Origin of the sequence: Cedecea davisae (genome assembly GCF_044095835.1) — a bacterium.
GTDB lineage: Bacteria > Pseudomonadota > Gammaproteobacteria > Enterobacterales > Enterobacteriaceae > Cedecea > Cedecea davisae.
Map to the genome: position 1 here is coordinate 4,146,435 of NZ_CP172054.1, position 20,355 is coordinate 4,166,789.

20 protein-coding genes and 3 tRNA genes are annotated in these 20,355 nt (G+C 55.4%); 6 read left to right on the forward strand and 17 right to left on the reverse strand.

Going from position 1 to position 20,355, the window contains the following annotated elements; translation table 11 throughout:
- Positions 1-19: 19 nt before the first annotated feature.
- Together radA and serB are read right to left on the reverse strand one after the other, a co-directional pair.
- Positions 20-1,402, reverse strand: a complete 1,383-nt coding sequence (radA, locus tag ACG1VR_RS19750; RefSeq protein WP_039897883.1) for a DNA repair protein RadA — start codon at positions 1,400-1,402, stop codon at positions 20-22.
- 11 nt (positions 1,403-1,413) lie between these two features.
- Positions 1,414-2,391: a phosphoserine phosphatase gene (gene serB, locus ACG1VR_RS19755; RefSeq protein ID WP_172568396.1), complete on the reverse strand. Its 978-nt coding sequence runs from the start codon at positions 2,389-2,391 to the stop codon at positions 1,414-1,416.
- Between the two features lie 183 nt (positions 2,392-2,574).
- Between serB and ACG1VR_RS19760 the strand changes: the two genes are divergently transcribed.
- Entirely contained in the window at positions 2,575-3,228 is a 654-nt protein-coding gene (locus tag ACG1VR_RS19760; protein WP_016534791.1) for a YtjB family periplasmic protein, read from the forward strand.
- Positions 3,229-3,288: 60 nt separating this feature from the next.
- On the forward strand, positions 3,289-4,305 hold the full coding sequence (gene lplA / locus ACG1VR_RS19765; protein WP_016534790.1) for a lipoate--protein ligase LplA: 1,017 nt from the start codon (positions 3,289-3,291) through the stop codon (positions 4,303-4,305).
- On the opposite strand, the gene yjjJ is transcribed toward lplA, so the two are convergent.
- The 14 genes from yjjJ to ACG1VR_RS19835 form a co-directional block, all read right to left on the reverse strand.
- The gene (gene yjjJ / locus ACG1VR_RS19770) at positions 4,302-5,630 is read right to left on the reverse strand and encodes a type II toxin-antitoxin system HipA family toxin YjjJ (protein ID WP_395489614.1); all 1,329 of its coding nucleotides are present in this window, start codon (positions 5,628-5,630) and stop codon (positions 4,302-4,304) included. The genes lplA and yjjJ overlap by 4 nt on opposite strands.
- A gap of 150 nt (positions 5,631-5,780) precedes the next feature.
- Positions 5,781-6,500 (reverse strand): purine-nucleoside phosphorylase, encoded by a 720-nt coding sequence (gene deoD / locus ACG1VR_RS19775; protein WP_016534788.1) that lies wholly within the window; start codon positions 6,498-6,500, stop codon positions 5,781-5,783.
- A gap of 58 nt (positions 6,501-6,558) precedes the next feature.
- Complete coding sequence (gene deoB / locus ACG1VR_RS19780) at positions 6,559-7,782, reverse strand: phosphopentomutase (RefSeq protein WP_395489615.1); 1,224 nt, start codon at positions 7,780-7,782, stop codon at positions 6,559-6,561.
- A gap of 52 nt (positions 7,783-7,834) precedes the next feature.
- Positions 7,835-9,157 carry a thymidine phosphorylase gene (gene deoA, locus ACG1VR_RS19785; protein ID WP_395489616.1) on the reverse strand — a complete coding sequence of 441 codons (1,323 nt, stop codon included), beginning with the start codon at positions 9,155-9,157 and terminating at the stop codon, positions 7,835-7,837.
- Positions 9,158-9,338: 181 nt separating this feature from the next.
- Positions 9,339-10,118, reverse strand: a complete 780-nt coding sequence (gene deoC, locus ACG1VR_RS19790; RefSeq protein WP_016534785.1) for a deoxyribose-phosphate aldolase — start codon at positions 10,116-10,118, stop codon at positions 9,339-9,341.
- Positions 10,119-10,469: 351 nt separating this feature from the next.
- Positions 10,470-11,747, reverse strand: coding sequence for a NupC/NupG family nucleoside CNT transporter (locus ACG1VR_RS19795; RefSeq protein ID WP_016534784.1), 1,278 nt, complete (start codon positions 11,745-11,747; stop codon positions 10,470-10,472).
- 171 nt (positions 11,748-11,918) lie between these two features.
- Positions 11,919-12,695, reverse strand: a complete 777-nt coding sequence (locus ACG1VR_RS19800; protein WP_395489617.1) for a TatD family hydrolase — start codon at positions 12,693-12,695, stop codon at positions 11,919-11,921.
- Positions 12,692-13,765, reverse strand: coding sequence for a patatin family protein (locus ACG1VR_RS19805; RefSeq protein ID WP_016534782.1), 1,074 nt, complete (start codon positions 13,763-13,765; stop codon positions 12,692-12,694). Before ACG1VR_RS19805 ends, ACG1VR_RS19800 begins: the two co-directional genes overlap by 4 nt.
- A gap of 122 nt (positions 13,766-13,887) precedes the next feature.
- On the reverse strand, positions 13,888-14,049 hold the full coding sequence (locus ACG1VR_RS19810) for a DUF1328 domain-containing protein (protein WP_002437547.1): 162 nt from the start codon (positions 14,047-14,049) through the stop codon (positions 13,888-13,890).
- Positions 14,050-14,183: 134 nt separating this feature from the next.
- Positions 14,184-14,795 (reverse strand): molecular chaperone OsmY, encoded by a 612-nt coding sequence (gene osmY, locus ACG1VR_RS19815; RefSeq protein ID WP_172568401.1) that lies wholly within the window; start codon positions 14,793-14,795, stop codon positions 14,184-14,186.
- Positions 14,796-15,111: 316 nt separating this feature from the next.
- Positions 15,112-16,701, reverse strand: a complete 1,590-nt coding sequence (gene prfC / locus ACG1VR_RS19820; protein ID WP_016534780.1) for a peptide chain release factor 3 — start codon at positions 16,699-16,701, stop codon at positions 15,112-15,114.
- 100 nt (positions 16,702-16,801) lie between these two features.
- A complete protein-coding gene (gene yjjG, locus ACG1VR_RS19825; protein ID WP_172568402.1) occupies positions 16,802-17,479 on the reverse strand; it encodes a pyrimidine 5'-nucleotidase in 678 nt (225 codons plus the stop codon).
- Between the two features lie 18 nt (positions 17,480-17,497).
- A complete protein-coding gene (gene rimI / locus ACG1VR_RS19830) occupies positions 17,498-17,941 on the reverse strand; it encodes a ribosomal protein S18-alanine N-acetyltransferase (RefSeq protein WP_016534778.1) in 444 nt (147 codons plus the stop codon).
- Positions 17,910-18,329, reverse strand: coding sequence for a DNA polymerase III subunit psi (locus tag ACG1VR_RS19835; RefSeq protein WP_395489618.1), 420 nt, complete (start codon positions 18,327-18,329; stop codon positions 17,910-17,912). The genes rimI and ACG1VR_RS19835 overlap by 32 nt, the downstream gene beginning before the upstream one ends.
- 107 nt (positions 18,330-18,436) lie before the next feature.
- Between ACG1VR_RS19835 and rsmC the strand changes: the two genes are divergently transcribed.
- The 4 genes from rsmC to ACG1VR_RS19855 all read left to right on the forward strand — a co-directional run bounded on the left by rsmC (position 18,437) and on the right by ACG1VR_RS19855 (position 19,925).
- Positions 18,437-19,468: a 16S rRNA (guanine(1207)-N(2))-methyltransferase RsmC gene (rsmC, locus tag ACG1VR_RS19840; protein ID WP_395489619.1), complete on the forward strand. Its 1,032-nt coding sequence runs from the start codon at positions 18,437-18,439 to the stop codon at positions 19,466-19,468.
- A 121-nt stretch (positions 19,469-19,589) separates the two neighbouring features.
- Positions 19,590-19,676 (forward strand) — tRNA-Leu (locus ACG1VR_RS19845).
- Between the two features lie 29 nt (positions 19,677-19,705).
- Positions 19,706-19,792 (forward strand) — tRNA-Leu (locus ACG1VR_RS19850).
- Between the two features lie 46 nt (positions 19,793-19,838).
- Positions 19,839-19,925, forward strand: a tRNA-Leu gene (locus ACG1VR_RS19855).
- Between the two features lie 37 nt (positions 19,926-19,962).
- Here ACG1VR_RS19855 and ACG1VR_RS19860 read toward each other — a convergent pair.
- Positions 19,963-20,202: a DUF1435 domain-containing protein gene (locus ACG1VR_RS19860; protein ID WP_395489620.1), complete on the reverse strand. Its 240-nt coding sequence runs from the start codon at positions 20,200-20,202 to the stop codon at positions 19,963-19,965.
- Between the last annotated feature and the right edge of the window lie 153 nt (positions 20,203-20,355).

Here is a 20,355-nt window from a genome sequence, read left to right on the forward strand (position 1 = left end):
ATTCCCGCAAGTTACTCAATTATAAGTCGTCAAAGACTGAAAGCGCATCAGCAAGTTTCTTGACGCCAAAGACCTGCATGCCTTCGGGGATTTTTTTCGGCACGTTGGCCTGCGGCACAATCGCGCGTTTAAAGCCGTGCTTGGCCGCTTCCGCGATCCGCTCCTGGCCGCTCGGCACCGGGCGAATCTCACCGGCTAGGCCGACTTCCCCAAACACCACCAAATCCTGCGGCAGCGCTCTGTTACGCAGGCTGGAAACCATGGCCAGCAGAAGCGCTAAATCGGCGCTGGTTTCGGTGACTTTTACGCCGCCGACAACGTTAACGAATACGTCCTGATCCGCCATTTGCAGGCCGCCGTGGCGGTGCAGTACGGCCAGTAAGATAGCGAGACGGTTTTGCTCCAGCCCCACGGCCACGCGCCTTGGGTTGGACATCATCGACTGGTCTACCAGGGCCTGGATTTCAACTAACAGCGGGCGCGTACCTTCCCAGACCACCATCACCGAGCTGCCCGGCGTGACTTCATCGCCGCGGCTCAGGAATATGGCAGACGGGTTGCTCACCTCGCGCAGCCCCTGTTCCGTCATCGCAAATACGCCCAGCTCGTTTACCGCACCAAAACGGTTTTTATGGCTGCGCAGAGTGCGGAAGCGGGAATCAGCATCGCCGTCCAGCATCACGGAGCAGTCGATACAATGCTCGAGCACTTTTGGCCCGGCCAGCGAGCCGTCTTTAGTCACATGGCCGACCATCACGATAGCCACGCCTTTCGTCTTGGCAAAACGGGTGAGATAAGCCGCCGTCTCGCGAACCTGAGCCACGCTGCCCGGAGAGGACTGCACATCGGCCATATGCATAACCTGAATGGAGTCGATAACCATCAGCTTCGGCTGCTCTTCATCGGCAATCATGCAGATTTGCTCGATGCTGGTTTCGGACAACATATTGAGGTTCTGGGTCGGCAGACCAAGACGGTGGGCGCGCATCGCCACCTGCTGAAGCGACTCTTCCCCGGTGACATACAGGGTTTTCATCTGCTCGCTCAACTTGCAAAGCGTTTGCAGCAGCAGCGTTGATTTACCCGCACCTGGGTTACCGCCAATTAAAATCGCGCTTCCGGGCACTACGCCGCCGCCGAGCACGCGGTCAAATTCTTTAAAGCCGGTTGAGAAACGCGGCAGCTCTTCAAGACTGATATCGGAGAGCTTTTGCACCCGGCTGACGCCAGCGCTGCCGGCATAGCCGGACAGACGCTCGTTGCGGGCAACCTGAGGAGAAGCGGCGATGCGCACTTCGGTAATGGTATTCCACGCGTGACAGGCGCTGCACTGCCCCTGCCAGCGCGGGTAATCCGCACCACACTCGTTACAAACAAATGCGCGTTTTGGAGCTTTCGCCACCTTATTTCCTCTTAACGTTCTTCCTGAATCAGGCTGCCGGAAAGAATGCAGAATACGCCCATCAGATCCGCATGGCGGATGCTGACTTCGCTCTTCTCATTCACCTTCGGCTTAGCGTGATAGGCGATGCCCAGACCAGCGGTATGGATCATCGGTAAATCATTCGCCCCGTCGCCAATCGCTACGGTCTGGGCGGCGGGAATTTCATATTTTTCGGCCAGGCGCGTCAGGGTTTCAGCCTTGAATTTGGCATCCACAATTTGCCCGAGCACTTCGCCGGTAAGTTTGCCGTCACAAATTTCGAGTTCATTTGCCACAACGGTCGTCAGGTTCAGCTTGTCGCGCAGGTACTCGGCGAAGAAGGTAAAGCCCCCGGAGGCAATAGCGACTTTCCAGCCCAGCGTTTCAAGGTTCTGAACCAGCGAGGTCAGCCCCGGCATCAGCGGCAGCTCATCGCGCACCTGGCGCAGAATATTGGCATCGGCACCTTTAAGAGTAGCCACGCGCTGGCGCAGGCTGGCGGTAAAGTCCAGCTCACCACGCATCGCGCGCTCGGTGACTTCGGACACCATTTCACCGGTTCCCGCCAGCCTGGCGATTTCGTCGATACACTCAATCTGAATAGCGGTTGAGTCCATGTCCATGACCAGCAGACCCGGCGTTTTTAAGTGCGGGATTTTGCCCAGCGGCGCAACATCCAGACCGGCTTCATGAGCAAGACGGGTCGCGCGCGGGGTCAACGACCCGGCAAGGCGGATGACCTGATAATCTTCCACGCACCAGGCGGTCACGATAACCATCGCCGCCCCGAGCTTGCGCTGGTATTTGGTCAGGCACTGTTTATCGAGATTACGCCCATACAGGAGCCAACCGCTGCGCCCGGCGCGGTAATCCAGCGGCATCACTTCATCACCGCTTAAAGAAAGCGGCAATCCAGGCCAAAGTGAAACATCATTAGGCAAGTCGCACCAGGTCAAACTGTTTGGCATTACGGCTCCAGGTTCAATTTAAGATACTCTTTAGCATTCGAATTGCGGGAAGGCGGTAAGCAAGTGCAGCCCACACCTGCGATTCGAAGGATGAAGGGTATCCAGGATAAAACAACGCATGAGGCTACCTTGTCCGCCTTGCTTCTGGCAACATTAATGTAAGCAATTTTCCAAAGGTGCATCATGGTTCGGGTAAAATTTAAATTTCGGCTCCATCGCGCGGTGATTGTGCTGTTCTGCCTGGCGCTTTTGGTCGCTTTAATGCAGGGCGCATCCTGGTTCAGCCGGGGCAGCCAGCAGGCGCGTAACGTCCAGCTTGAAGAGTTGGCCCGCACGCTGGCGCGTCAGGTTGCTTTTAATCTTGTACCGGTGATGAAAACCGAAAATCCCGATGAGAAGCGTATCTCTGCCTCGCTTAATCTCCTGACTAAAGATAGCCGCATTCTTGATGCTGCCGTCTACGACAGCGAAGGCGATCAGATTGCCAGGGCGGGGGAAAACATTGAAGTCCGCGACCGCCTGGCGCTGGATGGGCAAAAAGCCGGCAGCTATTTTAACCGCCAAATCGTTCAGCCCATCGAGGATAAAAACGGCCCTATTGGCTACCTGCGCATCACGCTTGATACCCATACCCTCGCCACCGAGGCAAAGCAGGTGGACAACACCACCAATATTCTGCGGCTAATGCTGCTGCTGGCCGTCGCTATCGGCATCGTCCTGACGCGCACGCTGCTGCACGGCAAGCGCACGCGCTGGCAGCAATCCCCCTTCCTGCTCACCGCTAACAGCAAGGTAAAGGAAGAGGATGATGAAACGAACCAGGGCTCCGGGCGCTAACTCTACCTCAGCGCCTGCATGCTAAGATGGCGCTATTCTTCTGGGAAAAGGATCTCTGCTATGCCAACGTTGCGTTTACTTATTTCTGACTCTTACGACCCGTGGTTTAACCTGGCTGTTGAAGAGACAATCTTTCGTCAGATGCCCGCCACCCAACGTGTGCTGTTTCTGTGGCGCAATGCGGATACGGTCGTTATTGGCCGGGCGCAGAACCCGTGGAAAGAGTGCAATACCGGGCGAATGGAGCAGGATAATGTGCGGCTGGCGCGCCGTAGCAGCGGCGGCGGCGCGGTATTCCACGACCTCGGCAACACCTGCTTTACCTTTATGGCCGGCAAGCCTGAGTACGACAAAAGCATCTCCACCGCCATTGTGCTCAAGGCGCTGAGCAACCTGGGCTTCCAGGCAAGCGCTTCCGGGCGTAACGATCTGGAAGTAGAAACGGCCGAAGGGACAAGGAAAATCTCCGGATCGGCCTACCGCGAAACCCTGGATCGCGGCTTCCACCACGGCACGCTGTTATTAAATGCCGACCTCAGCCGACTGGCAAACTACCTGAACCCGGACCCGAAAAAACTACAGGCGAAAGGCATCACCTCTGTGCGAGGCCGGGTGGCCAACCTTTGTGATTTGAAACCGGGAGTCACTCACGAGCAAATCAGCGACGCCATTCGTGAAGCCTTTTTCGACCATTTCGGCGAGCGGGTAGAAGCCGAGCACATCTCACCCGAAGCGCTGCCGGACTTACCGGGCTTTGCCGAAACCTTTGCCCGCCAGAGCAGCTGGGAGTGGAATTTTGGTCAGGCTCCGGCTTTCAGCCACCTGCTGGACAACCGCTTCAGCTGGGGCGGCGTCGAACTGCATTTTGACGTCGAGAAAGGCCATATTACGCGCACGCAGATGTTCACCGACAGCCTGAACCCGGCGCCGCTTGAAGCGCTGGCCGACCGGCTGAAGGGCTGTCTGTATCGCAGCATCCTGCTACAGCAGGAGTGTGAAACGCTGATTTATACTTTCCCGGAGCAGGAAAAGGAACTGCGGGAACTCTCCGCGTGGATTGCCCAGGCGGTACGCTAAGCCAGCCGCCGGAGCGACTCGCTCAGGCTCTCAACCCGCTCGGCCATTTCAGCTGCGATAAGCCGGAATGGCTTGCTCACCTGCTCATTCTGACTGAGCGTCAGCCAGAAACGCCGTGCCAGAGATTGCATCTCCAGCCATACGGCACCCGGGATCGCCGCATCAAGGCTGATATCATAAACCTGACTCAGCATGCTGCCCGTGCTGCCGGGCGCGTAGGCCATCGGCAGCATGTCGTATACCGGAGCCAGCGCGAGCGGGCGGTCGGAAAGGAAAAAGGAGAGATTACCGGCATGCATATCGCTGTTGGCAATCAGCCTGCCGAAGGCCCAAACCTTCTGAACCTGCCGCAAAGTTGCGGCATCAACAATGCCCGCCTCTTTTAAACGTGCGACGGCTTTTGGCCAGTTAAGTACGCCTGACGCAAACTCGCTCTGCACGCTCTCGAGGGAAACTATTCCAAGCCGCCCGTGAGCGCCAACGCAATCAAAACGCTCAACCTCAAGAAATACCTGCCCCGTTTCCGCCCGCAGCAGTTCGCATTGAGCGGCAGAAATACCGCTGTCGTTCAGCAATGCCAGGGCGGCAGCCTCCGCCGTCAATAAATCAGCCCAGCGCCGCTGGTTGGCGTTGTGAACAGCGGGAGTAAATTTAACGATAACCTGCCGGGCTCCGCGACTTGTCTCGCTGTAGCTGGAGAATTTCGGCTGCTCTCCTCCCGCAGACGATCCGACAATTTCGCCGTCCATCGCGCGATGCGCAAGCTCTGAATATGCGCGTAACCGCTCACCACAGGGGACAGGCAGCGCCGCTTGTGCCGTCGCCCATCGGCGGTAACTCTCCTCCCCCACCAGCCATCCGCCCAGATGTTCCGGCTCCTGCACGGAAAGCGCAAACAGCACGTCCTCTTCCTGCCACAGGCGAATGTCTTCGGGTAAATCACTTTTTCGGGCCAGCTCACGGCCCCATGCGCGGCCGAGGAATCCCTGAGGCCTGAGATCGCTTAGATACCACGGCAACCCATCAAACCAGCTGCTTTCCCCGTTATCGTGGATAACCAGGCAGCTTCCCCTGGGCCACATCGGGTAGAGCACGCCAAACGACCAGGCTTTTCCCTGGTCATCAATCTGCCAAAGCTGAAACGCATCCTTCTGGCGTACGGGGTGTTTCAGGCCATACTGCGTTGCCCTGGCCTGACCAAATTTGATGATGTCTTTCTCGGTGAGTACGCGGCGCGAGAAGGTCGCCTGGCTTATTCCCAGGCGCTGGATCAGCTCCCTTGCCGGGCGTGGCCCCTGCAAAAGTAGGTCCGTTATCTCGCTCATATGGATAGATTCTTGAATAGATACTTGAATAGATATATAGCCAAAAAACCTTTGTGAGTAAAGGAATCATGGGATTTTATGAAGAGAGGAATGAATAGATACTTTCAATAAAAAAGACGCCCGCGGGCGTCTTTTTAACAAGCTAAAAATTTACTCTTTATCGCCCAGCAGGACGGATTCCAGAGCAATTTTGATCATGTCGTTGAACGTGGTCTGGCGCTCAGCGGCACTGGTCTGCTCGTGGGTACGAATATGGTCAGACACGGTGCAGATGGTCAGCGCTTTGGCACCAAACTCTGCCGCTACGCCGTAGATACCGGCCGCTTCCATTTCCACGCCGAGGATGCCGTATTTTTCCATCACGTCGAACATGGACGGGTCCGGCGTGTAGAACAGGTCGGCAGAGAAGATGTTACCTACGCGAGCGTCAACGCCCAGCGCTTTAGCCGCATCCACCGCGTTGCGAACCATGTCGAAGTCCGCGATAGCCGCGAAGTCGTGATCTTTAAAGCGCAGACGGTTCACTTTAGAGTCGGTGCAGGCGCCCATACCGATAACCACATCGCGCAGTTTCACATCCTGGCGAACTGCGCCGCAGGAGCCAACACGAATGATTTTTTTCACACCAAAATCGGTGATCAGCTCTTTAGCATAGATAGAGCAGGATGGGATGCCCATGCCGTGGCCCATAACGGAAATCTTACGGCCTTTGTAAGTCCCGGTGAAGCCCAGCATGCCGCGCACGTTGTTCACTTCACGCACATCTTCCAGGAAGGTTTCCGCGATGTGCTTAGCGCGCAGCGGGTCGCCCGGCATCAGCACTACGTCAGCGAAATCACCCATTTCTGCGTTAATGTGTGGCGTAGCCATTGTTTATTCCTTGATTTAAAAAGTTAACAATCGGGCAGGCAACGCCTGCCCAAAGGGATCACAGCATGTTTTTGCCGTAGTCCATGTCGGAAACACCAAAGTATTTCGCCACGGTCTGGCCGATGTCCGCGAAGGTTTCACGGTGGCCAAGCGAACCGGCTTTAACTTTCGGGCCATAGATAAGCACCGGAATGTGTTCGCGGGTATGGTCGGTGCCCTGCCAGGTTGGGTCGCAGCCGTGGTCCGCGGTGAGGATCAGAATATCGTCCTCTTTCAGCAGTTCCATCAGCTCAGGCAGACGGCGGTCGAACAGCTCAAGACCAGCGGCATAACCGGCCACATCGCGGCGGTGGCCCCAGGAGGAGTCGAAGTCAACGAAGTTGGTGAAGACGATAGTCTCGTCGCCTGCTTCTTTCATCTCCTTGATGGTGGCATCAAACAGCGCATCCAGACCTGTCGCTTTCACTTTTTTGGTGATGCCGCAGTTGGCGTAGATATCAGCAATTTTACCCACTGAAACTACCTGGCCGTTTTTCTCATCCACCAGTTTTTGCAGCACGGTTGCCGCAGGTGGCTCAACCGCCAGATCGTGACGGTTACCGGTACGCTGGAAGTTACCCGCTTTATCGCCGATGAACGGACGGGCAATAACGCGGCCAATGTTGTAGCCGCCTTCGGTCAGTTCTTCACGGGCGATTTCGCACAGCTCGTAAAGTTTATCCAGGCCGTAGGTTTCTTCATGGCAGGCAATCTGGAACACGGAGTCAGCGGAGGTATAGAAAATCGGCTTGCCGGTTTTCATGTGCTCTTCGCCAAGCTGGTCGAGAATGACGGTACCGGAAGAGTGGCAGTTACCGAGGTAGCCCGGCAGATTGGCACGCTTAACCAGTTTTTCCAGCAGCTCCTGCGGGAAGCTGTTTTCGTGATCGCTGAAGTAGCCCCAGTCGAACAGAACCGGCACGCCGGCGATTTCCCAGTGGCCAGACGGAGTGTCTTTGCCGGAGGAAAGTTCGTGTGCCCAGGCGTACGCCCCGATAACTTCTGCGTTAGGGTCCATGCCCGCGGCAACTTTCCCGGTAGAGCCTTGGTGGGCTTTAACCAGGCCAAGACGAGTGAGGTTAGGCAGGTTCAGAGGCCCTTTACGGCCTTTGTCAGCTTCGCCTTTGGCGCAAGCTTCCGCGATGTGACCGAAAGTATCAGAGCCGACATCTCCGAAGCGCTCAGCGTCTTCGGTAGCACCGATGCCGAACGAGTCCAGCACCATAATAAACGCACGTTTCATATTATTCTCCGTACCTTGTGCTCTATAAAATAGGGATCAGATCAGTATACCGTTATTCGGTGATTCGACGATAGACCGTTGGTGTTTCCTGCGGCGCTTTTTCGTCAATTATGATTGCCGCTTTCACCGCCTTCGCCGCATCCTGCCAGCTGGCTTCATCTTTAGCGTGAATAACCGCCAGCGGACGTTCGGCGTCGATAGACTCGCCCAGACGAGCCATATCGGTAAAGCCAACGCTGTAGTCGATAGTATCGGAAGCCTGACGGCGACCGCCGCCCATAGAAACCACGGCCATGCCCAGCGCACGGGTATCCATCGCGGAAACAAAGCCGGAGGCGTCGGCGTAAACGGCTTTGCTCAGCATCGCTGTAGGCAGGTATTTTGCATAGTTTTCAACAAAGTCGCTCGGGCCTTTCTGCGCGGCCACCATGCGGCCAAACACTTCGGCCGCTTTGCCGTTATCCAGCACCGCCTGAAGCTTCGCGCGCGCTTCTGTTTCGTCTTTGGCGAGCCTGCCGGAAATCAGCATTTCCACGCACAGCGCCATCGTTACCTCAAACAGACGCGGGTTACGGTATTCACCCGTAAGGAATTGCACCGCCTCGCGAACTTCCACTGCGTTACCGGCGCTGGAAGCCAGAACCTGATTCATATCGGTCAGCAGGGCGGTCGTCTTCACGCCCGCGCCGTTAGCCACGCCAACAATTGCTTCGGCCAGCTGTTCAGAGAGCTGATAAGTCGGCATAAATGCGCCGCTGCCAACTTTCACATCCATGACCAGCGCATCCAGCCCTTCGGCCAGTTTCTTCGCCAGAATAGAAGCGGTAATAAGCGGGATAGAGTCCACCGTCGCGGTAATATCGCGGGTGGCATAAAAACGTTTGTCCGCCGGTGCCAGAGAGCTGGTCTGGCCGATAATGGCCACGCCGACGTCCTTAATAATGTCTCGGAAGCGGTTATCATCCGGGAAGATATCGAAGCCCGGAATAGCTTCCAGTTTATCGAGCGTGCCGCCGGTATGACCGAGGCCACGGCCGGAGATCATTGGCACATAACCGCCGCACGCCGCCACCATTGGGCCAAGCATCAGCGAAGTCACATCGCCCACGCCGCCGGTGGAGTGTTTATCAACAATTGGGCCGTTGAGATTGAGGCTTTTCCAGTCCAGCACGGTTCCGGAATCCCGCATCGCCATAGTCAGCGACACCCTTTCCGGCATCGTCATGTCGTGGAAGAAGATGGTCATCGCCAGAGCAGCAATCTGCCCTTCAGAGACGGTGTTGTCGCGAATACCGTTAATAAAGAAACGAATCTCTTCGTCACTCAGTACCAGGCCATCACGTTTTTTACGAATAATTTCTTGTGCGAGAAACACGGCAACCCCCTGGGAATGCGGGTAAAAAGCGGCGGAAAACCCGCCTCAATTAAAGATTACTCTAGATAATTCGAGTCGCAGGCAGAAGGCAAAAGAGCTCATCCCCAGGAGCTTACTGAAGTAAGTGACTGGGGTGAGGGAGTGCAGCTTACGCACCTGCGGCTTGAAGTATGACGAGTAATTAGTAGCTGCTGGCGCTTTTGCCGTCGCCGTGGCCCAGCGCTTTCAACAGGCTGGCTAGCAGGCTGGAAGCACCGAAGCGGTAGTGGCGAGAGTCGGCCCAGTCAGCACCAAACAAATCGTCGGCAATAGCAAGGAACTGCGCGGCATCTTCAGCAGAACGAACGCCGCCGGCCGGTTTGAAGCCTACGGATTTCTCCACGCCCATATCGCGGATAACTTCCATCATGATGCGGGCGCTTTCCGGCGTGGCGTTAACCGGCACTTTACCGGTAGAAGTTTTGATAAAGTCTGCGCCAGCTTTAATAGCGATGGCAGAAGCCTTACGGATCAGCTCTTCGGTTTTCAGCTCGCCGGTTTCGATTATCACTTTCAGCAGCACGTTCGCGCTGGCACAAGCCTCTTTACAAGCTTTCACCAGATCGAAACCAATTTGCTCGTTACCGGCGATCAGCGCGCGGTATGGGAATACAACGTCAACTTCATCCGCGCCATAAGCGATGGCCGCACGAGTTTCAGCCAGTGCGATATCAATATCATCGTTGCCGTGCGGGAAGTTGGTCACGGTGGCAATACGGATATCCGGCGTGCCCTGCTCTTTCAGGGTTTTACGGGCAATTGGGATAAAGCGTGGGTAGATACAGATTGCGGCGGTGTTGCCCACCGGGGTTTTCGCCTGATGGCAGAGGGCGATGACTTTCTCATTGGTGTCATCGTCGTTCAGGGTGGTCAAATCCATCAGTTTCAGCGCACGCAGGCTGCTTTTGGTTAAATCGGTCATAACGCTCTCCAACAAAAGATATAAAAGTCTCCGGCCTGAAACGGGAAACTCAACACGTTGGAGCGGACTTGGTTCCTTGAAGATGAGTGGTCACCGGAGTCACCATCACGTTGAGATCCTTCTCACCGCACATTGCCGGTAGCAATGTTAGAATTCTAACACTCACCGCCGAATCAATTTTGTGTCTCGTCTCACAAAAGCCAAAGAGTGAATTGCAAGCTTTCATCCATTATATGTGATTAAAGAAACAAAATAACGCGCTAAATTGCATCAGACCGCAAGAAAATGGCCGGCAATGCGCCAGCCATCGGCCTTATCACAATGTTATAATTATAACATTCCTGGTGAGAACTACAGCGCCAGGAATATCCCGGCAATAGTCGCGCTCATCAGGTTAGAGAGCGTCCCCGCCGCCACGGCCTTCAGGCCAAGCTGTGCAACCTCATGCCGACGCGTCGGTGCCATACTGCCCAGGCCACCAATCAGGATCGCAATAGAAGAAAGGTTAGCAAACCCACACAGCGCGAAGGAGATAATCGCTTTAGTATGCCCGGAAAGCACCTGTAACCCGGCGGCGGCAACTTCCGCATCGTCTTTCAGGTAAGCGCCAAAGTTCAGGTAGGCGACGAATTCGTTGATAATCAGCTTCTGGCCGATAAACGATCCCGCCACGTTCGCTTCACTCCACGGCACGCCAATCAGCCAGGCTACCGGGGCAAACACCCAGCCGAGCATCAGCTCCAGCGACAGCTGCGGGAAATTAAACCAGCCGCCAATCCCGGAAAGCATGCCGTTCAGCAGGGCAATCAGCGCAACAAAAGCCAGCAACATTGCGCCCACGTTCAACGCCAGCTGCATCCCGGAAGCGGCACCGGAAGCGGCTGCATCCAGCACGTTGGCCGGACGGTCGGGATCGTTTTCCATTGATTCAAGATGCGGCGCATCGTTAGGCGTTTCCGTCTCCGGCAGCATCAGTTTAGCAAACAGCAGGCCGCCCGGTGCCGCCATAAAGGAAGCCGCAATCAGGTATTCCAGCGGCACGCCCATCTGGGCATAACCGGCCAGTACGGAGCCTGCCACGGACGCCAGCCCGCCGCACATTACCGCGAACAGCTCCGAGCGGGTCATGGTGGCAATGTAAGGGCGTACCACCAACGGCGCTTCGGTCTGCCCAACGAAAATATTCGCCGTTGCCGAAAGAGATTCGGTGCGGGAGGTTTTCAGCAGCTTACGCAGGCCGCCGCCGAGCAGGCGGATAACCAGCTGCATAATGCCCAGGTAGTAAAGCACGGCAATCAGCGAGGAGAAGAAGACGATAACCGGCAGAACGCGCAGCGCAAAAATAAAACCGCCGCCGCCGAAGAGTTCGAACATTTTATCGGAAACCAGGCCGCCAAACAGGAAAGAGATCCCTGAGTTGCCGTAGGCGATAACGTTAGCCACCCCTTCTGACATAGCAAGCAGCACTTTACGGCCAACTGGCACATAAAGGATCAGCGCGCCGATGCCTATCTGGATAAGCCACGCGCCGATAACGGTACGCAGGTTTATCGCTTTGCGGTTGCTGGAGAGTAAAACGGCGATCAGCAATAAAACGACCATGCCGACCAGCCCCATGAGGATTTGCATACAGATTCCCTGTGTATTAATTGGAAGATTCGGGCCTTGCCAGCCCGCTTTTAAGCGCGCGGATTATAACCACAGGGGGGTGAAAAGTGCCGGAGCAATCACGTATTCACGGAAATATATAGAAACATTTACGCAAAAGAGTGACACCCGTCACATCAAGGTGCGGAGTGATTAGAAAGCAAATAATTCGTCTGCGTTGTTTTTCAAAGTGTTAGCGATGGTTTCGGGAGATTCAGGGCGTAATTCGCATAGCGTGTCAAAGACCAGCGCCGCACGTTCAGGGCGGTTAGGCTCGCCCTGCCAGCCGTTAAGAGGCATATCGGGAGCATCGGTTTCCAGCAGCAGCGAGGAGAGCGGTAGCCGGGACATAACATCGCGAGTTTTGCTGGCCCTGGGGTAGGTAATCGTGCCGCCGACGCCTATGCGGTAGCCCAGCGCAATAAAGCGTTCCGCCTGCTGCTGGCTGCCTGCAAAACCGTGTATAACGCCGGTGCGCGGTAAATTATGGCGCTTTAAATGCAGCGCCAGCTTGTCGTGCGTCCGCCTGGAATGCAGCAGCACCGGCAAATCGTAACGCTTAGCCAGCTTTAGCTGTTCACCCAGCATAAACTCCTGGCGATCAAACTGCGGATCCTCCCTATAAAGATCCAGTCCGATCTCTCCGAGAGCGACAAGTTTGCGCGGTTTTTTTCGCAGCAGCGTTTCAAGCAGAGCAAGCCCGGCTTCATCATGTTTTTCTATAACAATGGGATGCAGACCGATTGCGGCATACAGTTCAGGGAAGTTCTCCGCCAGCGCCAGCACGCGTTCAAAACGCCCCGCCTCTACCGCGGGCACGATGATTTTAGTCACGCCGGCCTGCACGGCCAGCCTGATGCTGTTAGCTTCATCTCCGGCAAACGGCGGAAAATCAAAGTGGCAATGGGTGTCGTAGAACGTAAAGCTCACGCAAGATCCTCGTTATCAAAAGCCGAATCATTAGCCTGCGGAGCCGGAGTTATCGGCTTAACCAGAGCTTGATTTGCCGCCGCAGCCGGTGGAATGACCAGCGGGCCAGGCATCTTAATACGTGGAGTATGGCGCATCAACGGGGGCTTGGGCACCAGCAGCTTGCCCACGGCAGCCAGGAAATAACGCCCGCACAGGCGGCCGGTCTGGTAGTCGGCCGTGAGCGACGGCAGGCGGCTGCCGAGCGCATTGCTCAGCAGCGGTTTCGGCGGATAAATTTCAAAGATCCTCAGCTTGCCGGGCGGTTTCTCAATAAAACTCTGGATCTCGCGGTAGCTCTCTTCGTGATGCTGCACCAGGTTCAGCAGCGGCTGGAGGCTGCTGTCACCCAGCCAGCGCTCCATGCGTTTGAACCACTGGGGGGTGTAATACATCTGTGAAGGCACGGTGCGAATCACCACCAGCGTATCGGCACCCCGGCTTGCGGCTTCTCGCACGGGCACCGCGTCGCTGATGCCGCCGTCCTGATAGCTTATGCCGTCAATGTCTACCCCGGTGCGGTAAAATCCCGGAATGGCGCTCGAGGCCTTCAATAAATTCAGCCATGTGTCCTGGGTCGGTGAGAAATAGTTTGCCGCATAATCGTCGCTGCGGCAGGCGCACATGTAGAACTCTTTTCCCTTCTCGAACAGGCCATCGGCGCTGGACATAGAAAGCGGCAGCCTGGCAGCCGTCGACTCAATCAGCCAGTCAAGGTCTATCAGGTTTCCACCACGCACAAAGCGCAGCGGGTTAAAGAATTCGCTGGTAGTGGTGAAACGAGTGATCACGCGGCGGGCGTAACCCGGCTGGTTGCAAACGTAGGCAGAGAGGTTTTGCGCCCCGGCGGAAGTGCCAAGAAACAGATCGAAGGGATTAAATTCGGCGCGCATAAATTCGTCCAGAACCCCGGCCGTAAAAATTCCCCGCTGGCCCCCTCCTTCACAAATAAGAGCGAGCTTTCCAGGACGAAAAGGCTTGAGCGCTAGCGGCGCAATATTGCCGAGCGTAACGGGTATACGATGTCCCACCCTGCTTCCCTGAAATCTGTTGTTGTGTATTTCTACCCTATACCCTTAGGCTGCTATGTAAAACCGAGAAAGCCAGTCACAAGGACTGGCTTTTGTATCGGTATGTTACTGGCTTAGCGTGGCTAAGGGCGCCTGCGTCCCATAAACAGACTGACCAGGAACAGGATGATACCTACTACAAAGACAATTTTTGCAGCACCTGCGGCAGTACCTGCCAGGCCACCAAAGCCCAGAGCCGCAGCTATCAACGCGATAACAAGAAAAATAATGCCCCAACGAAACATAGACTCTCCTTAACCATAGTGAACCTTATCGCTTCTTAATGGGCACCGGATGGCTAACCCACTGGCGATAATTAATAATGGTGGTGCTTACCGCCTTCCGGGCCGGGCCCGGAAGAAAGTTTCGGGTGCTGCCGTTACTTCACTTTCAGATCGTTTTTAACGCTTTTCACGCCTTCAACTGCCTTGGCGATGCTTTCAGCGCGTTCGGACTGTGCGCTGGTTTTCACCTCACCGGAAAGCTGAACTACGCCATCGGTGGTTTCTACTTTCACATGACGGGAAGGTACGCTGTCATCTGCCAGTAATTTGCCTTTAATTTCACTGGTGGTTGCCGCATCACCCGCGTAGCCCTTCACCGACTGGGATTTAGCGTCACGGACGTGGAGCTTGTCGCTCACGGAGCTAACGCCTTCCACTTTTTTGGCCGTGGCAACGGCCTGTTCCGCCTGGGCCTGGCTCTCTACGAAGCCGCTCAGGGTAACCACTTTTTTCTCGGTTTTTACCGAGATATCGGTGCTCTTGATGTTTTTGTCATCCACCAGAGCGGCCTTAACTTTCGCTGTGATACCGCTGTCATCCATGAAGTCGCCGACTTTACTCATAGAGCTATCGATTTTTTTCCCTGCGGAATCAGCCGTAGCTTCCGTTTTGTTGGCCAGCGTCTCTTCGGCGAAAGCGCTACCGCTTGCCAGAACAGAACCCAGAACAACAGCCAGCAGAGTTTTTGAAATCTTAGTCGTAGTCATCGATTAATTCCTGTAGGTTTGCTCATCATTTGAGCTTTTTCGTTTCCCACCGCGCCGAAAAGAATCAGCAATTAATATCGCAACAACCGGAGAAACGTTAATAACAAGCCAGGAAACAATAATTTCCCGGTGCTTTCATCCAATAAAGTGGTCATCGCTTTGTTAAATATAGATCACAATCATAAAAGTGCATGGCGGAGTGGTGGAAAAAGCAGCAATAACGCCGAATCGGCAGGAAATTAAGAAGATTCCGCAAGGGATTCAAAAGACAAGGAAAGTGGCAGGAACGCGACGGGCGCCGCGTTCCTGAAGGCGATTAGTGCTCGCGGGTTTTGCGGAAAGTGACGTCCGGGTAGCGTTCCTGGGTAATGTTCAGGTTAACCATCGTTGGCGCAATGTAGGTCAGGTTATCCCCGCCATCCAGCGCCAGCTGGATTTCGTTTTTACGTTTGAATTCCTCAAACTTCTTAACGTCTGTCCCTTCAACCCAGCGCGCGGTAGCAACGTTAACCGACTCGTAAATCGCTTCCACGTTGTACTCACTTTTCAGGCGGGCAACAACCACATCAAACTGCAGCACCCCAACCGCGCCAACGATAAGATCGTTATTCGCAATAGGACGGAACACCTGCACCGCACCCTCTTCTGAAAGCTGAACCAGGCCTTTCAGCAGCTGTTTCTGCTTAAGCGGGTCACGCAGGCGGATACGGCGGAACAGTTCCGGCGCGAAGTTCGGAATACCGGTGAACTTCATCATTTCACCCTGGGTAAAGGTGTCGCCTATCTGAATGGTGCCGTGGTTATGCAGCCCGATGATGTCGCCAGGGTAGGCTTCCTCAACGTGAGAGCGGTCACCGGCCATAAAGGTCAGAGCGTCAGAGATAACGACGTCTTTACCAATACGCACCTGGCGCAGCTTCATACCCTTCTCATACTTACCGGAAACCACGCGCATAAAAGCTACACGGTCGCGGTGTTTTGGATCCATATTCGCCTGGATCTTAAACACAAAGCCGGTGAACTTCTCGTCCGCCGCTTCCACAACACGGGTGTCGGTTTTACGCGGCATCGGCGCTGGCGCCCATTCCACCAGGCCATCCAGCATGTGGTCAACGCCGAAGTTACCCAACGCAGTACCGAAGAAGACCGGCGTGATTTCACCCGCCAGGAACAGTTCGTGATCGAACTCGTTAGAAGCTCCCTGCACCAGTTCCAGCTCGTCGCGCAGCTGCTGGGCCAGATCGTCGCCCACTGCGGCATCGAGATCCGGGTTGTTCAACCCTTTAACGATGCGGACTTCCTGGATGGTGTGGCCTTTACCGGTCTGGTAAAGGTAGGTTTCATCTTTATAAAGGTGGTAAACACCTTTGAACAACTTGCCGCAGCCGATAGGCCAGGTGATTGGCGCGCAGCCAATCTTCAGCTCGCGTTCAACTTCATCCAGCACTTCCATCGGATCGCGGATATCGCGGTCCAGCTTGTTCATAAAGGTGATGATCGGCGTGTCGCGCAGGCGGGTAACTTCCATCAGCTTGCGGGTACGATCTTCAACCCCTTTTGCGGCGTCGATAACCATCAGGCAGCAGTCCACCGCTGTCAGAGTACGATAGGTATCTTCGGAGAAGTCTTCGTGCCCCGGGGTGTCCAGCAGGTTAACCAGGCTATCGCGATACGGGAATTGCATCACCGAGGTGGTGATTGAGATCCCACGCTGTTTTTCCATTTCCATCCAGTCGGATTTAGCGTGCTGGCTTGAGCCACGCCCTTTTACCGTACCGGCAGTCTGGATAGCCTGTCCGAACAGCAGCACCTTTTCGGTGATGGTCGTTTTACCGGCATCCGGGTGAGAAATGATGGCAAAAGTGCGGCGTTTCGCCACCTCTTGCAAATAAGGAGACAAAGTCATAATTACATCTTCTGTAAATGCGCACGGCTTTGAGCCACGCGTTGAGTGAACGTTATTTGGCGGCTATTTTACCCGCCATTGTGGGTTTAACAATCAACAATCATGGCTTACACAGCAGTTGCTCCAGTTCACTTAACGAAGTGACCTGCCAGGTTGGCTCAATCCCTTCCGGCGCGGTGCGGCCGTGGGCATTTAGCCAGCAGGTTGCTATCCCGGCGTTGATGCCGCCCAGAATATCGGACTCCGCCGTGTCGCCAACCATCAAAACGCGGTCGCGCGGCGGCTGGCCCATTTGCTCAAAGGTATAGTCGAAAATGCGGCGATCGGGCTTTGCAATGCCGACCTGCTCGGAGATAACCAGCAGATCGAAATAGTCCCGCAGGCCGGTGCGCTCGAGGCGAATCTGCTGTAGCGCGGTAAACCCGTTGGTGATGATGCCGAGTTTCGCTTTCCCCTTCAGGGCGTTGAGCAGCGAAACCGCGCCCGGCAGCGGGGCGCAAATCTCGGCCATCGCCGACAAGAAAGCATCATTCAGTTCGGCAGACGGCACGCTAAGACGCTCTGCCCAGCCTTCAAAACGCCGGAGCTGTAATTGCAATGCGGTGATGGCACCGTTCTGGTAGTCCACCCACAGCGGCTTGTTCACCGCCTGGTAGTCCTGGAAGTCATCTGCGGTAAAGGTCACGCTGTAGTCGAGAAACATCCGCTGTAGCCCGCCGAATGCGTCAAAGGTAAACAGCGTTTCGTCCGCATCAAATAAAATCCAGTCCCAGTTCATCCACACACCTTTTAAATATTAACCGAGGGGTAACGCCATAATAATCGCGTCTTCCCGGCCCTCTTTTGCCGGGTAATAGTTGCGACGTACGGTCGCTTCGTTAAAGCCGAGGCTTTCGTATAACGCTCTGGCGGCGAGGTTGGAGGCACGCACTTCAAGCCACAGCGTGAAGACATCGCGCTTCTCAAGCTCCTGAATTAAGTGCTCGAGCAGCGCTCTGCCCAGCCCCTGGCGCTGATAAGCCGGATCAACCGCGATGTTAAAAAGCGTGGCTTCGTCGAGCACCACCTGGGTCACCGCGAAGGCCGCCATTTTACCGTCTACGTCCAGCCGTAAATTGAAATAGCGTTCGCCCTGGTTACTGGCGAAAGTCTTTTCACTCCAGGGGAAAGCGTGGCTGCGTTGCTCGATGGCGTACGCCGCCGCTAAATCATTCGGCGTCAGGGAAGAAATCTTGTTCATGTTCGCAAATTTGTTGCCACAGCGCCTGTCGCGCATTGCCATTGTGATAAAGCTCGTCAAGCGCCGGAGAAGCAAGCTGGGCGCCGTCAAGGCTCAAAGGCTGCTCAACGCCGAGCCGCCAGCTATTGCAGCGGCTGTCCTGCGGCATCATTGCCACACGGTCCGGCGTCAGTTGCATAACCTGCCCGGCACTCAGCTCAAGACTGCGTAAAACATCCAGCACCAGCGGGTCGTTTAAGGCGGGCAGCTCTTCAGCCACCATCACCAGACGCACGCCTGCCGGTAGCGATACCGCTATCTCTCCCTGTAAAGCCGTCGGACGGCGCAGCACCCACTGAGTAATACCCAGTTGCTGTAACTGCCAGTCACGTCGGGAAGGGGAAGTCATAGCGAAACCTGTCTGGAGCGTAATAAGGGGCGCAAATATAGCAAATTCATCGAATCCACGCCATTAAAGCTCTATAATCCACGCTCTGATTTTCCAGGAGCAATTTGATGAGTGCGTTAACCCCGGCGAGTGAAGTACTGCTGCGCCACAGCGATGATTTTACCGAGAGCCGCGTGTTGTTTGCCGGTGACATGCAAGACGATCTGCCGGCGCGTTTTGACACCGCCGCCAGCCGCGCCCACACCCAGCAATTTCACCACTGGCAGGTACTAAGCGCGCAGATGGGCGAAAACGCACAGTATGGCCTGGTGGCCGGTGCCGACGTCGTTGCAGACAGCAATACGCTGATTTATTACTGGCCGAAGAACAAGCCGGAAGCCCAATTCCAGCTGATGAACATCCTGTCGCTGATGCCGGTTGGCACTGACGTCTTCGTGGTCGGTGAAAACCGCAGCGGCGTTCGCAGCGCCGAACAGATACTGGCCGATATCTGCCCGCTGAGCAAAATCGACAGCGCCCGCCGCTGTGGCCTCTACCATGGCCGCCTCGAGAAACAGCCTGAGTTCGATGAAAACAGCTGGTGGGGCGAGTACCCGCACGGCGAGATGACGGTAAAAACCTTACCGGGCGTGTTCAGCCGTGACGGTCTGGACACCGGCAGCAAACTGCTGCTTTCAACCCTCACCCCGCACACCAAGGGCAAAGTGCTGGACGTGGGCTGCGGTGCGGGCGTACTGGCGATTACTCTTGCCAGCCACTCACCGAAAGTCCGCCTGACCCTGTGTGACGTCAGCGCACCGGCTGTAGAAGCCAGCCGCGCCACGCTTGCCGCTAACGGCATCGAAGGCGAGGTCATTGCCAGCAACGTCTACTCCGGGATCAACGGCCGTTTCGACATGATTATCTCTAACCCGCCGTTTCACGACGGGATGCAAACCAGCCTTGACGCAGCTCACCAGCTGATTCGCGGTGCTGCCCGCCATCTGAACATGGGCGGCGAGCTGCGCATCGTTGCTAACGCCTTCCTCGCGTACCCTAACGTGCTGGATGAAGTGTTTGGTAGTCATGAAGTTATCGCCCAAACCGGGCGTTTTAAAGTCTACCGTGCGGTTCTGTCGCGAGCGGCTAAAAAGCGCTAACCCGCCTTTGGTGCCGCTTTTTCCAGCAGTCAGGGGAGCGGCACCAAATTAACTGTTGACGAAGTTCAGAAAACATCTAGAATGCGCCTCCGTGGTTGTGATACTTCGGTATTACAGGTATGCGAAGGTGGCGGAATTGGTAGACGCGCTAGCTTCAGGTGTTAGTGTTCTTACGGACGTGAGGGTTCAAGTCCCTCTCTTCGCACCAACAACCACGCAAGATATCGTTCGCACTGCGCGAAGGTGGCGGAATTGGTAGACGCGCTAGCTTCAGGTGTTAGTGTTCTTACGGACGTGAGGGTTCAAGTCCCTCTCTTCGCACCAATGCGAAGACGATATCAAAACTCTCAGGCGCAAGCCTGAAACCTGTGCGAAGGTGGCGGAATTGGTAGACGCGCTAGCTTCAGGTGTTAGTGTCCTTACGGACGTGAGGGTTCAAGTCCCTCTCTTCGCACCACTTCTTAAATGAAGTTCCCCCGGTAAAACCCCATTTTTTATCCCGATTTCTCCAGATTCATCACGATAAGCAGCAGTCCGCTGGCAAATGCCACGCACGACGGCAGCAAAACAAAATGCCGCAATTTCTTGTGATACAGCATCAGTGCCGTCGCCAGCAGCCCCGCGACAACCAGCACCCGCCACTCGCTGAAAGAAAGATCCAGCCAGGCGAGCAGCGCCACCGCCATACCCGCCACCATTACGCTCCAGCCACCTTCGAGTCGTCGTTGCAGCATTTCAGCATCCCAATCATGATAATGATAACCAATATCATATGATAAAAATTCTCAACTGTCAGCGAGAAAACGTATCAGGGCTATCGCTGAAATAGCCGGAGTTTACCCGGCATTTAATGACAGATTTTCAGTAAGGTGATAGATTGAGCGCCG

Excerpts from the sequence above, each read along its gene's own strand:
- serB (WP_172568396.1), bottom strand. The coding sequence starts at position 2,391 with ATGCCAAACAGTTTGACCTGGTGCGACTTGCCTAATGATGTTTCACTT.
- ACG1VR_RS19760 (WP_016534791.1), top strand. The coding sequence starts at position 2,575 with ATGGTTCGGGTAAAATTTAAATTTCGGCTCCATCGCGCGGTGATTGTG.
- lplA (WP_016534790.1), top strand. The coding sequence starts at position 3,289 with ATGCCAACGTTGCGTTTACTTATTTCTGACTCTTACGACCCGTGGTTT.
- yjjJ (WP_395489614.1), bottom strand. The coding sequence starts at position 5,630 with ATGAGCGAGATAACGGACCTACTTTTGCAGGGGCCACGCCCGGCAAGG.
- deoD (WP_016534788.1), bottom strand. The coding sequence starts at position 6,500 with ATGGCTACGCCACACATTAACGCAGAAATGGGTGATTTCGCTGACGTA.
- deoB (WP_395489615.1), bottom strand. The coding sequence starts at position 7,782 with ATGAAACGTGCGTTTATTATGGTGCTGGACTCGTTCGGCATCGGTGCT.
- deoC (WP_016534785.1), bottom strand. The coding sequence starts at position 10,118 with ATGACCGATTTAACCAAAAGCAGCCTGCGTGCGCTGAAACTGATGGAT.
- ACG1VR_RS19795 (WP_016534784.1), bottom strand. The coding sequence starts at position 11,747 with ATGCAAATCCTCATGGGGCTGGTCGGCATGGTCGTTTTATTGCTGATC.
- ACG1VR_RS19810 (WP_002437547.1), bottom strand. The coding sequence starts at position 14,049 with ATGTTTCGTTGGGGCATTATTTTTCTTGTTATCGCGTTGATAGCTGCG.
- osmY (WP_172568401.1), bottom strand. The coding sequence starts at position 14,795 with ATGACTACGACTAAGATTTCAAAAACTCTGCTGGCTGTTGTTCTGGGT.
- prfC (WP_016534780.1), bottom strand. The coding sequence starts at position 16,701 with ATGACTTTGTCTCCTTATTTGCAAGAGGTGGCGAAACGCCGCACTTTT.
- yjjG (WP_172568402.1), bottom strand. The coding sequence starts at position 17,479 with ATGAACTGGGACTGGATTTTATTTGATGCGGACGAAACGCTGTTTACC.
- rimI (WP_016534778.1), bottom strand. The coding sequence starts at position 17,941 with ATGAACAAGATTTCTTCCCTGACGCCGAATGATTTAGCGGCGGCGTAC.
- ACG1VR_RS19835 (WP_395489618.1), bottom strand. The coding sequence starts at position 18,329 with ATGACTTCCCCTTCCCGACGTGACTGGCAGTTACAGCAACTGGGTATT.
- rsmC (WP_395489619.1), top strand. The coding sequence starts at position 18,437 with ATGAGTGCGTTAACCCCGGCGAGTGAAGTACTGCTGCGCCACAGCGAT.
- ACG1VR_RS19860 (WP_395489620.1), bottom strand. The coding sequence starts at position 20,202 with ATGCTGCAACGACGACTCGAAGGTGGCTGGAGCGTAATGGTGGCGGGT.